This window comes from Jatrophihabitans sp. (genome assembly GCA_036389035.1).
Taxonomy (GTDB): Bacteria; Actinomycetota; Actinomycetes; order Mycobacteriales; family Jatrophihabitantaceae; genus Jatrophihabitans_A.
Genome location: DASVQQ010000026.1, coordinates 1 through 14,122 on the forward strand (window position 1 = coordinate 1; position 14,122 = coordinate 14,122).

At 61.7% G+C, this 14,122-nt stretch carries 14 protein-coding genes; 6 read left to right on the forward strand and 8 right to left on the reverse strand.

Annotated elements, in window-relative coordinates; translation table 11 throughout:
• Positions 1-552: 552 nt before the first annotated feature.
• The 3 genes from VF557_15180 to VF557_15190 form a co-directional block, all read right to left on the reverse strand.
• The gene (locus VF557_15180; protein HEX8081553.1) at positions 553-936 is read right to left on the reverse strand and encodes a hypothetical protein; all 384 of its coding nucleotides are present in this window, start codon (positions 934-936) and stop codon (positions 553-555) included.
• Complete coding sequence (locus VF557_15185) at positions 933-1,427, reverse strand: 2'-5' RNA ligase family protein (protein HEX8081554.1); 495 nt, start codon at positions 1,425-1,427, stop codon at positions 933-935. Before VF557_15185 ends, VF557_15180 begins: the two co-directional genes overlap by 4 nt.
• Positions 1,428-1,584: 157 nt before the next feature.
• Positions 1,585-2,208, reverse strand: coding sequence for a hypothetical protein (locus VF557_15190; GenBank protein ID HEX8081555.1), 624 nt, complete (start codon positions 2,206-2,208; stop codon positions 1,585-1,587).
• 10 nt (positions 2,209-2,218) lie between these two features.
• Between VF557_15190 and VF557_15195 the strand changes: the two genes are divergently transcribed.
• The gene (locus tag VF557_15195) at positions 2,219-2,383 is read left to right on the forward strand and encodes a hypothetical protein (protein ID HEX8081556.1); all 165 of its coding nucleotides are present in this window, start codon (positions 2,219-2,221) and stop codon (positions 2,381-2,383) included.
• An 84-nt stretch (positions 2,384-2,467) separates the two neighbouring features.
• Here VF557_15195 and VF557_15200 read toward each other — a convergent pair whose 3' ends face one another.
• Both VF557_15200 and VF557_15205 read right to left on the reverse strand, forming a co-directional pair.
• The gene (locus tag VF557_15200) at positions 2,468-3,604 is read right to left on the reverse strand and encodes a peptidoglycan-binding protein (GenBank protein HEX8081557.1); all 1,137 of its coding nucleotides are present in this window, start codon (positions 3,602-3,604) and stop codon (positions 2,468-2,470) included.
• Between the two features lie 166 nt (positions 3,605-3,770).
• Positions 3,771-4,307: a phage integrase N-terminal SAM-like domain-containing protein gene (locus VF557_15205; GenBank protein HEX8081558.1), complete on the reverse strand. Its 537-nt coding sequence runs from the start codon at positions 4,305-4,307 to the stop codon at positions 3,771-3,773.
• Positions 4,308-4,398: 91 nt separating this feature from the next.
• On the opposite strand from VF557_15205, the gene VF557_15210 reads away from it, so the two are divergent.
• Positions 4,399-4,827, forward strand: coding sequence for a hypothetical protein (locus tag VF557_15210; GenBank protein HEX8081559.1), 429 nt, complete (start codon positions 4,399-4,401; stop codon positions 4,825-4,827).
• Between the two features lie 114 nt (positions 4,828-4,941).
• Here VF557_15210 and VF557_15215 read toward each other — a convergent pair whose 3' ends face one another.
• Positions 4,942-5,472 carry a hypothetical protein gene (locus tag VF557_15215; protein HEX8081560.1) on the reverse strand — a complete coding sequence of 177 codons (531 nt, stop codon included), beginning with the start codon at positions 5,470-5,472 and terminating at the stop codon, positions 4,942-4,944.
• 208 nt (positions 5,473-5,680) lie between these two features.
• Here VF557_15215 and VF557_15220 point away from each other — a divergent pair, with 208 nt between their 5' ends.
• The 4 genes from VF557_15220 (at position 5,681) to VF557_15235 (ending at position 10,857) form a co-directional block, all read left to right on the forward strand.
• Positions 5,681-6,325 (forward strand): Swt1 family HEPN domain-containing protein, encoded by a 645-nt coding sequence (locus tag VF557_15220; GenBank protein HEX8081561.1) that lies wholly within the window; start codon positions 5,681-5,683, stop codon positions 6,323-6,325.
• 29 nt (positions 6,326-6,354) lie between these two features.
• Positions 6,355-6,495: a hypothetical protein gene (locus VF557_15225; protein HEX8081562.1), complete on the forward strand. Its 141-nt coding sequence runs from the start codon at positions 6,355-6,357 to the stop codon at positions 6,493-6,495.
• A 220-nt stretch (positions 6,496-6,715) separates the two neighbouring features.
• Positions 6,716-8,020 (forward strand): hypothetical protein, encoded by a 1,305-nt coding sequence (locus tag VF557_15230; GenBank protein ID HEX8081563.1) that lies wholly within the window; start codon positions 6,716-6,718, stop codon positions 8,018-8,020.
• A gap of 1,739 nt (positions 8,021-9,759) precedes the next feature.
• On the forward strand, positions 9,760-10,857 hold the full coding sequence (locus VF557_15235; protein HEX8081564.1) for a hypothetical protein: 1,098 nt from the start codon (positions 9,760-9,762) through the stop codon (positions 10,855-10,857).
• A 366-nt stretch (positions 10,858-11,223) separates the two neighbouring features.
• Here the strand turns inward: VF557_15235 and VF557_15240 are convergent, their stop codons facing one another.
• Together VF557_15240 and tcmP are read right to left on the reverse strand one after the other, a co-directional pair.
• Positions 11,224-12,228: a hypothetical protein gene (locus VF557_15240; GenBank protein HEX8081565.1), complete on the reverse strand. Its 1,005-nt coding sequence runs from the start codon at positions 12,226-12,228 to the stop codon at positions 11,224-11,226.
• 659 nt (positions 12,229-12,887) lie between these two features.
• Entirely contained in the window at positions 12,888-13,994 is a 1,107-nt protein-coding gene (tcmP, locus tag VF557_15245) for a three-Cys-motif partner protein TcmP (GenBank protein HEX8081566.1), read from the reverse strand.
• Positions 13,995-14,122 lie beyond the last annotated feature (128 nt).

A 14,122-nucleotide genomic window follows, 5' to 3' on the forward strand; every position in this document is an offset into this window, starting at 1 on the left:
CTTTAAGCGTCACAGTCCTGGCGGCGCCTTCGCCGGCCGGTTGTGGGTGAGCTGAGGCCGCACCGGCCCCGAGGGAGGCCGCCGCGACCATCGCGAGAACCGAAGTGCCGAGGAGAGTCGTCGTGTTTCGCTTCATCTGAGCTCCTGAGTTGTGACCAGGGAGACGATCTCGCTGGTCTACTGGGAGTTCGTAGCCGCTCGCCGAACGGACTGGAGAGGCGTCGGAACCGGTTTGGCCAGGCACTGCGGCGCCGGGACACAGACGGCCGCATGCTGGGCCGAGTCGACCTCCGACGACAGGCAATCTCACGTGAGGTGATCCGCTCATTTCCCGAACCTCAAGTCCACGAGGCAATGAAGGTGGACTTGGACGACCAAAGCCTGTCCTCGCAGGAATGGCCGCACGCGTCTCGCGGTCCACCGGACCAGCCGACGCCGGACAGTTCCACGCCCTGTTTCAAATGTTCGGAAGGAACGCAAGTACCGGTAGGTCCCGCTTAGTGGAACATCGAATACTCGGCTGTTGAACCGCTGTGCCCGCGCCGCACCCGTTCACCCCGCGGTACCCGGCTCTAGGCGGTTGGAACGCCGCCCCGCCGCTCTCGACCGGTCGAGATTTCCTTTATAAAGCTTGATAAAAATGGGGCGGGTGGGGAGGGGTCCTGTCGCCGGCTCGGTCTCGGACCAGAACGGGTAACCACTCGTGGGCGCCGACCGGATGGCCTGTCCGAGCCGCGGGTGCGCTCGGACCAGATTCGCCATCGCTCGGCTCAGCCGCTCCGCGTCTACCGACCCGTCGAACCGGAAGCAGTGGTCGACGCTGTAGCCATTACCGCCGATGAATTGATCATGCAGCCAAAGGTCACGTTCGTAGGGAGAAAGATAGTTGCGCGCCGGCTCCGTGGCGTCGATCGAGGTGGCCAGGGGCTCGATCACCGGGCGTTCGCCAGCGGCAACTCGGCGATCAGGTCGATGCCGACGGACGGATAAACTCGTTCACGGACGAGCCGCAGGCGATCGACGGTGATCGGCACCTCAAACTGGGCTTGTTCAACCTGATCGAGCAGCTGGTGCGGCGCTGACAACGCGCCGCGGTACCGGCCGAGCGTCAGGTGGGTCAGCTCCGGAACCGGACCGAAATCAAGGCCGAGGGACTTCGTCAACGATCTCCGCAGCTCGACTGTCGGCGGGGAATCCACTGCTACGGCGATCAGCGCGGACCTGGTCGCCACAAGCGAAGTCAGTCGAATCTCATACTGCGAGTGCCGCCTGATCTCAACCTCTGCCAACTCGTGCCAGCGGGCTCCGTTGATCTCCCAGGCGCGTTGCTTGGCGCCCATGTCCGGGTCACGGACCGGCAGCAGATTGAGGACGGACAGGTGGTACGTCATCGGCGGGCAGGCGAGCAGAGCCGGCTCGGACGCCACGATGTCCGACACCACCTCCCAGAGGCGTTGGGCCGGCTCCGGCGCGACGGCGATCTGCAGGTTGTACGCCAGACAGGGTTGAAGCCACAACGGGTCTGCCTCGACCTGGTCCTGCCGTGCCGCCTGTCCGTCGTCGAACAGCCCACGTACTCGGGTTCTACTCAATGTGGATCCCGTCCGAGACGGCCACCGCGGCGACCTTGACGCCGGTCGAGGTCATGGCCCGGGTGACGTAGTCGAGCCGGGCGTCGTCACAGATCGCGAAGCACGATCCACCTCGAATGCGGGCGCCAGAGGTCTTGACTGCCAAGGCGCCCGACCGCATGGCTGCTGCCATAGCGGCCGTCATGACTGGGTCGAACGGTCCCAGGAACTTCTCGGCCAGCCGATGACCTTCGCTGATCAGGTAGGTCAGATCGGCGACCGACGGCAACTCGGGCACGGCTTCGATCAGTTCGTCGCAGGTGCGCCGGTATGACTGCAGGGTCGTGTCCTGTTCGGCGTGACGTCGCAACAGCCCCGGTAGCACCGACTGGAGGAGGCAGGATGTGGGCGACGCACCGACGACGACTCGTAACCCGGGCGGCCAGGCTCCGTGGCCGACGGTCGGAGGAATGCCCTGACAATCGAGCCAGGACAGGCCGCCATGGGTGATGGCGTATTGGTCCATCGGCCCGCAGAGAACCCCGCGATGACGCTCGGCTTCGTAGGCGAGCTGCGCCAGCTGATCCGCACCAGTGCTGCGCTGGCAGACCCTGCCGGAGACCACGGTGACTCTCAACCGTCGCCTCGTGGGGAACACCGCGACTTGGACCGGCCAGGTCACCATCCCCGCCGCCGATGGAGAGCTGCGCCTGTTGATGGTCGAAGATGAGCGGCTGTACGCCGACGGGATGGCGGAGCAGGCGGAGGCGACGATCTCCCGGATCGTCTACGCCGTATCTGTGACGGTCTAAGTACCGTCTCGGCGGAGGTGCCACCAATGGAACGACGAGGGCCCATGCCAGCGCAGCTGATTGATCGCAGGCGAACTGTCTGACTCAGAGAGCCGGCGTCAGCTCCACTAGGGCCACGCCAAACGACGCCGCCAGCTCATGAATTGCAGCTATGACAGCCGCCACCTCAGCCGCCACGGTGCCCGCCGCGAGCACCTCAGGCGCGAGGGCAACCAGAATCGTCAGGATTCCGGCAACCAGGCGAAACTGGTTGAAGTACCGGACGTAGTCACCACGTAAACAAATCCGATAGAGAATCATCCCTGGTGCAGGACGCCGCGGTTCAATGAACACCTCCAGCTGACCGCCGCCGCCTTCGGTGAACGTGAAGCGTCCCAGCAGAATCTCCTTGCTCGGCCGGTAAACTTTCCCGAGACCGTAGGGCAACGTTAGGGCGTAGTTGACCTTGAGCCGGGCAGCCTTCTGCATCCAATCGACCAGACCGCTTGGCGTGAGCGGTTTGGTCTCATACCACGCCTTCTCATCCCCACGATGCCGGATGATGTCGGGCCGTACGCTCGCCGCTACGGCATCGATAGCGGGCCCGGGCACGCCAGGGTTGTGCTGGGTCAGAAACTGCTCGTAGAGAGAGGAGTCGTTGGCCAGATCGAAGAAGTCGAACCCCGTGCACGGCCCGACAAGTTGGCAGTAGTCATCCATAATCTTGGGATCGACCAGCTTGCCCAGGACGCTGGCCACCTGGGGGCCGACGAGCGGCGACAGGGGCAGGCAAAACTCATCTGAGAGCTCGAAAAACTGAAGAATCTTATCGGGGATGCCGAGATCCGGCCGCAACTGATCGAGGCGTCCTGCGATCAGCGGATCCCGCGCCAGCACGGGAGGGTCGGTGAATGCTGGGTCCACTGACGCAAGCTCCACAGCGGCTTGGTCGAGGGCCACGCCTTCCATAAAAGCGACCTCGCGGTCGAGTCTGGTCGTGGTGCCGGGACCAACGACCGGGTCGTTCGGCACGAGCCCGCGGTCGGTCTTGAACGCCACGACCGCGTCACCCGTCTCAGTCCCGAAGCTCCCGTCGGGGCCGCTGTCAGGCAGCGAGTAGCCCAGTACAAGAAGCGCCTGCTGGATGCGCAAGACGGCATCGGACTGCTCCGGGGCCATGATCCTCACGCCGCCCTCACCCGCTTGGACAAGCCGATCGCTGCCGCCGATCAAGCTAGACAAGAGCACGGGCCACCTCAAAACTGCGCTCGGGTAAACCAACCAGGTCGTCCATGTTGTGGACGACACGACAGATCATTTCGTGGCTCGCACGCTACTCCGTCACACAAGGGCCGCCTCGACGTCGACAGGTTCTGGCGCCAGCCCTGACCGCCAGGGCAGTTCGCCCCTATTCGGCGATCTGTGCGGATCTATCCGCCTGGAGTTGCAACACGATACCCGCACGCATCCCGGTGTCGAGCAGCAGCCGGATGATGGCGGTGTCACGACGGTTCTCGAAGGTGTTGCCCTTACAAGTCCCCAGCAAGGCAGCCAGAGCCGCGTCGTCGAGGATCGGTACCGGCTGCTCGGGCACCGACGGCGGTGACATCCGCTCCATCGGCGAGCGGTCGATCTCGCCGTCATCGGTCAGCCACTTGAACAGCTGCTGCAGTGAGCGATAGTGCTTGGCCACTGTCGCAGGCGACAGGCCGCGATCGCGCATATCCGCCAGGGAGTGCTCAACATCCTGGCGCGCGATCTTGCCGGCCTGGGTCGACAAACCTTGCACGGCAAGATAGGCCACGAAGGACTTCCCCACCGTGAGGTAGGACGCGATGGTCGCCGGCGATCGGCCGCTTGCCCGCAGCGAAATCTGCCAGTCCGCCAGCAGGCTCGTTAGGGAGCGAGAGCGTTCGGGTCTGCGGTCCGGGCCTTTGCCATGCATCGAGTGTACTCGTCTGTAACACCTTTATGCGGGACTGTTCCGGCTTGTGGATAGGCTTGCAGCCCCCGTATTTGCTGGGAAAGTGGAGGTGGTGGGACGGTACTCGAACTTTCCACTACCCCTGTTATCCGGGCAAACCGACCGCCTGAATCAAGGCGTGGCCGCATTAGAACTACCCAAATCACCCACACCTCGCATCCATGCCGTCCACCGTCGACTCTCTCCCGACACCATCCAGCAGCTCATCACCGACTACCAAGCCGGCACCCCCTCCACCCAGCTCATGCTCACTTACAACATAGGTAAGGGCACCGTTCTGCGCCTACTGCGCGAGCATGACGTCCATCTTCGCCGCCAACGGATGAGCCCGAACGAGATAACCCAGGCCATCCAGCTGTACGGCCAGGGCCTGTCAATCGCAGCTGTCGGTGCCCAGCTCGGCTATGGCGATGGCACTATCTGGCGGGCCTTGAAGCGAGCCGGCGTATCGCGGCGAGACAGTCACGGGCGGTTCTGCTGACCACGCTGCCGGTGCTTGGGCCCGGGCGCATGGCCATGAGGTGTCCGACCGCGGACGCGTACCAGTCTCCGTCCAAGAAGCCTATAAAGCAGCGCAGGCTGTTCATCACGACCGCTAATTGGGATTTAGCCCGGCCAGGATGAGAGTTTCCAGATGGGACATGCGCGCTCGCATCTTCTCGATTCCGCTGCTTACAGAGCTAAGGTATGGATCGCCGGCCTCTGTTTGGGTATCGATAGGCCGAAGCAGGATTAGCGGCATGGCGAGGTCTGAAATGGCCTGTCTAACCGCTTCGTATGCCTCACTCACCGATTTAACACCAATTCGCACCACAGCGATGTCGATCTGGATGTCTCGGAAAGATTCCCAGAATTCTCGATCCAAGGTTTCAAGATTCTTACCTGCTGGGCCCAGTTCACTTCCGGAACCTGAGATACGTAGAAATACAATTTCATCGGCTCGGTAAGACGCAGATTTCATCCAAGAAAGCAGCGCCTCATAGTCCGGACGAGTGCGCTCTCGGAGCTCTTTCTGGTTGGCCTGCTTACGATCGGCTCGGCCCTTGACGAGATTGAAGAGCTCAGTCAGTACGACACCTGCCACAACACCGACAACGCCTACCCACGCGGCGGCTCCGTCGCTCATAGACGGGATGCTATCGGTCTGTAGATTTTTGATGCGGGCGGGCAGCCGCAGCCGACGGGCGACCCCCCGAACTACTGAGAAACCTGGTCAGTGTCCCAGCAGCAGTCGGCGATACTACCGACGAGCCGGGGCTCGTCAGCATGGGCTCAACCACCCGATCTACCCGGAGGGCCGGTACATAGTGACCGGAGCCCCGTATCGTGTTGACATGCCGTTTTTATCTGCTGACGAGGCTCTCGAAACCTTAGAGACGGGTCTACGCTTGGTCATCAAAGAAGTAGTGGGCGAGGACTGGGTCAGCCAGGTCAAAGATGCCGAGAGCTTAGCCGGGCGTGTCACGACGGAGGAACATCAGCGAGACGGGGTTATAACATCGACAGACCCCATCGACTACACCATGTTCTATCAGCTCCTCGGCATGATCAAGTCTAACTGGCAGAAATTTCAGCCGGTTTTTCTCGACCAAAAGCGTTTCGAAGTTTGGATGAAAGAGGCCGATCACGTACGAAATGCTATAGCTCATCAGCGGCCCTTGGTCAATCATGAGCAGGATTTGATTTCCGGCATCTCGCTGCAAATTCGAAATCTCATAACGCTATTCCGGACGCGACAGATGAGCTCCAACGAGTACTACCCGGTAATCGAATCTGCCAGGGACAATTTTGGCAGGGACGGGCACTCAGATGACGATATTATATACACGAAGGTTAAGGGCGACGCACCACCAATTCGAATTGACGTGGGTCAGACCGTCATCGTTACCTGCGTTGGTTCCGATCCTCGGGAAAGAGATTTGGAGTGGATTTGCCGACCAGACTTCGCATTTAAACCCGTTGAACCAGACAAAGGGTAGCTCTGTATTGGACTCCTACAATCGATGACGTGTCCGAAGATGTGGAATTACGCGTTCAGTTGAGAGTTAAGGACTCGGCTTATCACCGTAAACGCAATCTCATGAACTGGCCCGTAGATGATGCACGGGTCTTTACCTTTGCCGTCAACCCGCCAATCTCACAACAGTGAGCGCTAGACGACAGCACAGTTGCGAAACTGCTGCCCGACATCAAGCTGGTCTGAGCCCGGGTTGTCGTCATAGTCATGTCGACTGGCGGCCACCAGAGGCGTCGTTGAGCTCGATCAGCTCACGTCATCGTGCACTGTGCGATGTAACAGCCGGGCGAGCAGGCGGGACATCATAAACGAGGGTGGCCCTTCGCCACGACGGTGCCAAAGAGGAGACCGCATGTTAGATACCAGCGTGGCACCGATCGGTGAACGGCGGCTGCAGGCCATTCTTGATGAGGTCATCCGTGGTGGTGACGCTGCGGAGACGGACTATCTTGAGGCCAAGAGCGACGTTGACCTTCAAGACCCCCTTGGTTTGGCGAAGGTCGCCAAGTTCATCCTTGGTGCGGCGAATCGTCCACCGGCCAAGGCGCAGCGACACTTCCGCGGACACGCGGTGATGGTTATCGGTGCCCATGCGGGCGCGGCACCCGGCGTCGCCACTGGTTGCGAGTGGCACGAGCTCAGCGACAAGCTCGGAAGGTACCTGGGGCGGCCTGGGCCCGCGTTCGATCTTGCCAGACTGCCAGCCGCTGAGAATCGCGAGGTTCTGTTCATCATCGTCGATCCACCCGAGCAAGGGCAGCTTGGCTTTCCCTGCCACCGCGACTTCAACCCTGCGAACAAGGCCGATAGCAAGCATGCCATGCGCAACGGCGAGCTCTACATTCGCACCGCCACTAGCACCCGCGCTGCGCGGGCCGAGGAGGTGCACGCCCTGTTTCAGCGCGCCCTAGCCACCTCGACGGCAGCGGTCGACCTAGCTGTGTCGGTCAGCGGTAACCCGGCCCGCGTCGACCGGGCTGAGGAGTTTCGCGACAGCGTCATTGCGTGGGCCGCGGAGGAGTACCAAACCCGCTCATCCACCCTGAGCGCCGGCCCACCGTGGCCTTCGGCGGCTATGGGCAAGGTACCTACCTCTCGTCGCTCGCCCGAGGAGATCCAATTGCGGATCGACGCCTTCACCGCTGACATCAAGCAACGGTGGCCCCAGCCAATGAACTACCTCATTGGGTTCATGGCGGGCGGGCTGGGCTTCACCATCATCAATGAGGCCGGCTGGCTGTCCAAACCACGCATTGACCTAACGTTCCACGGCTGCTACGGCGTCGACTGGCAGGATCCTCAGTACCCCGAGTTCGACGAAATCACTCCGCTCGTTGATCCGGTGTGGGACGAGTCTCATGTAAGTGGTCTCAATTTGCCGATGTTCCGCCGCACCCACCCAGTGTCGTGGAAGAACACGGCAGAAGCGCTTCATGTGATTGTGAGCATTCCGGAGCTGCGTCCAGGTGTGCCATGGGTCAGCGATGACAATGACGTGGTCGCCGTCGCACGCGACTTGAACTGCGAGCAGGTCCGGGTGACGTGGGTTGCCACGGCTGAAGGCGTGGGTCAGCAGTACACGGGTGAACTCACCGTGCACACCGGGCCCGTCATTGAAGCCTCTGAGCTATTTCGAACCCTGAAGGCCCAGGAGTAGATGACTAATTCAGTCTTGTTCTGCCCGTAGAGGCTTGCCTGAGTTAGACAAGCAAAACGGTTAACCCAGCTGCGAATGGTCAGTCGGAGACGATGCGAGGCTAGGAGCCATGGTGCCGACACAGAGCGTCGCATCCTGCCCTTGCTCCGCACCGCCCGGAGGAGGGAGATGGAGCCGTCCGCAGGACGCGCTTCACAGAGAGGCTTCCGTTATAGACGTCATGGCTGCCTAAGCGATCGGAATATCGAGCGGTACAGCGATCGTCACCTGGGAGGCGGCGGGGACTGGAACCCACGACCCAGGGATTATGATCTTTCGCTCGCACCGCCGCCAGCCACCTACGCCAATGGCAGAGCCTTAGAGATCTCGGACGTCGGTGGGTCGGCGTGATCCCCGACCGTCGGCGGAGTCGGCCATCAACACTCTCATTGTTGCTAGGCCAGTCGTCCAGCTGCCGTCAGCGTGTTTCTCCCACCCAGTGTCATACCCGTATTCGGTCACATCGGCCAACAGCCGCGTGGCGTCCCGACCAAGAGCATCCATGTTGCACCGTGCCCGAGTATCGATATACAACTCTGCGCGGCCCGTCGGCGTAACGCGCAGCAAGGCGCAAAATCTTAGGTCATTGTCTCGCCGGCGCAGGCGCGGACGCTCATCCCACAGCCGAACGTCCCCGTCGAAGTCCTGGATTTTGATAGGAGCGGGTTGGCGTCTGGCGGTGCTTATCTCGGTGGCGAAGCGCTTGCCGTCGTGATGATCCTTACCGAGCAAGACCACACGCTCCGGATCACCTCCGACGGACGGCGGCATTTCCCACCACGGGGTTACGACCGAGCCATCGGCTCGGTACAGCGTTCGTGCGTCGAAGGCGACGCTGGTGGTTACCACTACGATCTGAGTGCCCGATGCTTGCGAGAGCCTGCCTAACACCCGCCCACCGTGGGGTGGATCCGGCGAAGCGCTCGGTTTCCGCTGAAGAACAATTACGAACTCCGCCGTGCCAGGCCCAGCGGTGGGCGCGCGCCGAGCTTCCACTGATGGCGGAGTTGCAAACAATCCCAACTCTGCATCGGGAAATTCCACCGCGAACAATGGCCGCCACCCGTTGATCCAATAGTCGGGCGATCTCCATCTGTCCAATGCCTGTCGGTCGCCCGGACGAACGTCTGGCCGGACCTTCTCTGTCGGCCCGTACTGAGCGGAACCGTCAGAGTGCAGGCTTACTTTTAGGCGGCCAGCTTGGGATCGCGGCGCGACGTACGCCTCATCGGTCGGGCGACCCGGCCGGCCCGTCCACACGCGCCATTCAGACGACCGTCGGCCGTCGAGCGCGGTTACGACGAAGTAGAGGACTGCAGCGTCTCGCACTGGGTGAATCGCCCCATTTCGCCGATACCGTACAGCAACCACAATAGGGCCGTTTGCCGATTCGACGACGACGGCAACCGCGTAACCGTCAGCTGAGACGCCCTCACCGCACCATACGACGAGATCACCGACGCCTCTTGGCGTCTACTAGGACACAAAGACCTAGCGGCCGGAACCGGTCACTCCGGTGGCGCGCAACGATCATCGAAGCTTGTCACGCGGTATCGTCACAACCCATGGTTTCGCATCGGTCGGAGGCGCCGAACTCTGGCCAAACCTTACAGTCCCCAGCCTAGATTCACTTCACTTCGGGCTAACGGCGTCGAGGTGGGGGACGAAATTGGTATGCAGGGCGCGCTTACCCTTAGCTCGTGACCGCCCCGGCCCGATCTTATGTGCGTTACGAGCGCGATGCCGCGACGCTCGACACCACGAGCTCGTTCTGGATCGCCTGCGACGAATCAGGTCAGGACGGGGAGACCCTGACCTCCACTCGGCCGGTTATGAGCCACGGAGCCGTGCGGCTCGACGACGACGCAGCTGACGCCGTCGTCCAGGACCTGCGCCAACGCCTGCCCACAGTGTGGGCAGGCGAGCTGAAGTTCAGCCGCTTCGACTCCCCGAGAACGGTCAGCGTGCTCACCACGGCCCTGAGGGATCCGCAGCTGCTGGCCACCCGGTGCAGCGCCTACATCGTCGACAAACGCTACATGGCCGTCGCCAAGACCATCGACCTGATCATCGAGGAGTACGAGCACGAACGCGGCAACGACATTTACAGCACCGGAGAGGCGGCAGCCTTAGCGACCGACCTCCTCGTCCGTGGACCGACGGTACTCGACGCCGATCTACTCGACACACTCCTGAGCCGCTTCGTGAGCCTGTTCCGGATGGGTGAGCCTGGTGGCCGGCCCCGCGCCACCGTCGACGAACTGTTCGAATCAGTTGCGGCCGCCAAGACCGCCGCGCGGGACCAGCGGGTGCGGTCCATTCTGAGCCGAATCGCCGCAGGACGCGAGCAGGTCGACTACTTCATCACCCACATTCGCGGCAGCGGCGGGCTTCCTCACCTGCAGCCGCTAATCCCCGCCGTCATCGAAACCATCCGGGACTGGTACCGCCGCGTACCAGGGGTGCTGATGGTGCTGCACGACCGTCAGAATCTACTCAGCGACGAGATGATCGCCGACATACGACGCGGGTTGTGCGAGCCGTCCCCGCTGATCAGCGTGATGCCGGCCCCTGTGGTGCTAGGCACGTTCGTCCGAGGCGATAGCGCCAGCCACAGTTCGATTCAGCTGGCCGACCTAGTCGCCGGTGCCGGGCGGGTGGCCGGCGAGTACGCCATGGGCCGCAGAACCGACCCGGTCGCACATCAGCTTTCGCGGGCGATGCGACCCTATATCACCGAGCACAGCCTGTGGGGCGACCCCAAGACCTGGTCGGTGCTCACCACTCCGCGCTACTGAACCCGAGCCACTCGACACCGCAAGTCTGCGCCCGAGCCAGCAGCTCAGCCACCGACCAGCACCAGCCGGCCTCGCGGGTGATTGCAGCAATGGCGATCACCGCGCTCTATGTTCCTGTCGAGAAAGTTCGGCCGCCGCTGGTGCAGGCGCGGGTTTCCGACATGACCGCGGAAGCAGCTACGGCAGGGGCGTGTACGCCCCTGATGCGGCAACTTCGTTAAGGGGCTGCGATCGGACCTCGTTTGATGGTCAACTACCGACGTCGCAGTGGCCACTAACCGCTCTGAACTCATACGAGTTCGACTTCGCAGCCAATGGCGCACGACGCAATCGGGGTTTAGTTTCCGAAAATGCCACTGCTGTCCATCACGCTGTGGAGTGCGTCACGAGCAGTTCCGGCAACTGATGCAGGTCGTAGATCACGGTGGTCCCGTGGAGTTCGGCGAGTCCTTCCTTGTTTAGGTGGTGCGCCCACTGGCGTTCGGTGACGACTACATCGCAGTAGACGACCGCGCCCGAAAGTGCGTTTACGTCGTTGAGGTCACTGTCGGTCCAGGGCTGCTGGGGATTGCGGTGACGGACTCGGCGCATCTCGCGCACAACCCACTTACTCGGGACTTGCTGCAGGAGCCGCTCGACAACCTTGATGTCCCTGAACTGTTCGGGCTTCAGCAGAAATCCACGTTCAGCGCAGGCGCGGGTGAACAGCGGCATGATGTCCATGAGGTCGAATCTGCTGAGTCCCTCCTCTCTGCGGTGACTCAGCCCCTGCTTCTTGATGCCCTCGGCGTACGACCGCTGACCGTCTGCGAACCTGCGGTCGATCGTGCCCATCTGTGACCGCACCTGAGCGGCGACCTGCTTCGCCCGCTCAGAGGCCTCGGTACGTGCGAGCACCGCCAGTTCCGCGGCGTCAACGAGCCCTCGAAGTACCAGGTCGAGCATTTCAGCGGGCATGTGTACGGCACGGAGTTCTTCGACGTTGACCAGGCCGGTGAAGGTGCCCGGGTCAGCGCCCAGGGCGTGCGCGGCGCCAATGCCGAACGCTTGGACCGGCTGTGTGGGTCGTGAGCCTGGGACGATCTTGGCGACGGCAGCCTCGACCTCAAGCGGCACGAGGGTGTTTGGGCCTGCGATGGCGTGCATGTGCGACAGCTCGGCCATCGTCGCCGCAAGGTTCCACCGGCTCTGCTGATTTACGCGCTTGTTCGTCTCGTAGTAGTGGATGGCCGACAGCGGGAACGACAGCAGACCTCGCTCGACTCCACTCGTGGCGAGATGCCAAACGCCTGCTAGGTCATCGGTAAAGCCGGTCCTACGTGAGCGCGACAGCTCGACCCACTTGTTCTGATCCAGATACACGCGCAGCACAGATTGATTATCCCAGCGCCCGTCCAGCCACTTCGCTCGTGTCAGCACTGACCCAGGTCTCGTCGACTGCTGGACCGCGTCGTGAGAGCCCACGATGCTCCGCACAAATCGCCGCCGGCGACGGCCCGTCCCGCCTCTACCAACACTGCGGGCGACGTCCCACCAACAGCGCTGGAAGCCGCCTACTACCGTCACTACAGCCCTAGCAACCCGCTGAGTTCTCAAACCAGTAAGTCTCCGGACACCCGCTACCGTTCAACAGTCGGCGCAGCTCTTGGGGTTGGAAAATTTGGTATCGAGGCCTCTCGTTGCACTCTCTCGCACCCATCTGCCAGGCCTTGAAGCGGGCCGGTGCGCCGCGGCGAGATAGTCACCGCCAGCAGCGCTAAGGCGCGGCTCATCCCGGCAACTGCCACCTAGGTCGGGTTGGCCTGGCGGGAACCCTCAGGAGGGCCGTGGCTGCACCCCGGTCGGCCCGTACAAGGCCTCGACCCGTTTACCGGGTTTCTTCCTGCCTATCCAGGCATCACCCGCCGAGCTACCCGCGCCCGTCAAGGCCCAACTGGCCGATCTCCGTAGCCGTTTCGGTACCCAAACTTCTATGGGTCCAATGCCGCGAACGAGAGATCATGCCGACTACCACATCGGCTTACTAAGGCCTACGGAAACTGCACAATCGTTCCATCGGGAAACCGGTTCTTTTGCCGCTGATTCGGGCTCGTGACCAGGCTCGCTCGCTGCATCGGCGCGAGTGTCAATTTCTTGACGTGGCTGCTTGTGTACGGGGTGGCAACGATCACGTGGTCAATGATTGCTTGGATAGTGACCGCTTGACCAGCGAAGCGCTGTAATAATTCCTTTTGAAGTGGTTCGGTGTCAACTTCGGTACCGAAGATTACATCTTGCCCGACAAACAAGTCGCGGAAACTGAAATCACCCGACGGCGCAACTTTCCACATCGCCGCTTTCATGCGGTCCAAGCCGATCGGCTCGCGCGTGCAGTAGAACAGGTCATAAACTCGTTTGCCGCGATCATCATACATCGCAAAACTTTGGATGTACGGAAATCGGCAGAGTTCGTGGAGCTGCCGCTGATACAGGTCATGGAGGAATTGACTGCGGTGTGAACCGGAGAGGGTACCCGCGCCCTTGTATTCATCCGTCCCGAAGAGGTCGGTCAGACGCTCGTCAATGATGCCGGCGCCAGACCAACGGACGACTGCATCGTGTGCAAAGTAGACCAGTAGCTCAGCCTTTGGATAGTTGGTGAGCCGTTGCAGAACATTCATTGGCGTGGCCTTGACCCCAACTGGGTCAACGAAAGCGAATGTTGGAGCCAGACGGACACTCCGGCTGTCGAGATCATCGACGATATCGGTCGTCAAGTCGATGAAGGTCGCGTTGCTGACCTCGACTTTGACGTTAGCTGGCCAAGGCTGATGCGCCTGCTTGAACGCTGCTACTTCTAGTTCGAGGTGAGCAGCGCACGCTGCATCCTGCTCGTTCAGGATCATCAGGAACTCGGTACTGGCCATGGAAGTCTGCGCAGCGTGGTTAAGCAACACGTCGAGCGCAATGATCGGCGAGCCGGGTTCTCCGTTCTTGTAACGTCCGGGTCCTGAGAAGGCATCGTAGTAAACCACTCGACCATTGAATTTCGCGATGATGGGGAACCAAGCGCCTAGGTAGCTGCGCAGCAGGGCGTGCTTTGCGCCGGTGTGCGGCGGCTGCTCATGCAACTGGACTGGCTTCAGCTTTGCGGCCACTGGCTCGTTTCCCCGCTTCGTAGATGATCAGCCCATGCATCCTAACAATGCTGGTCGCAAGATGTGAGTTAGCACGTTGGAGGACCTGTGTCGACGAGTGGGGTCGTACCCAGGTCATCGACTGGACG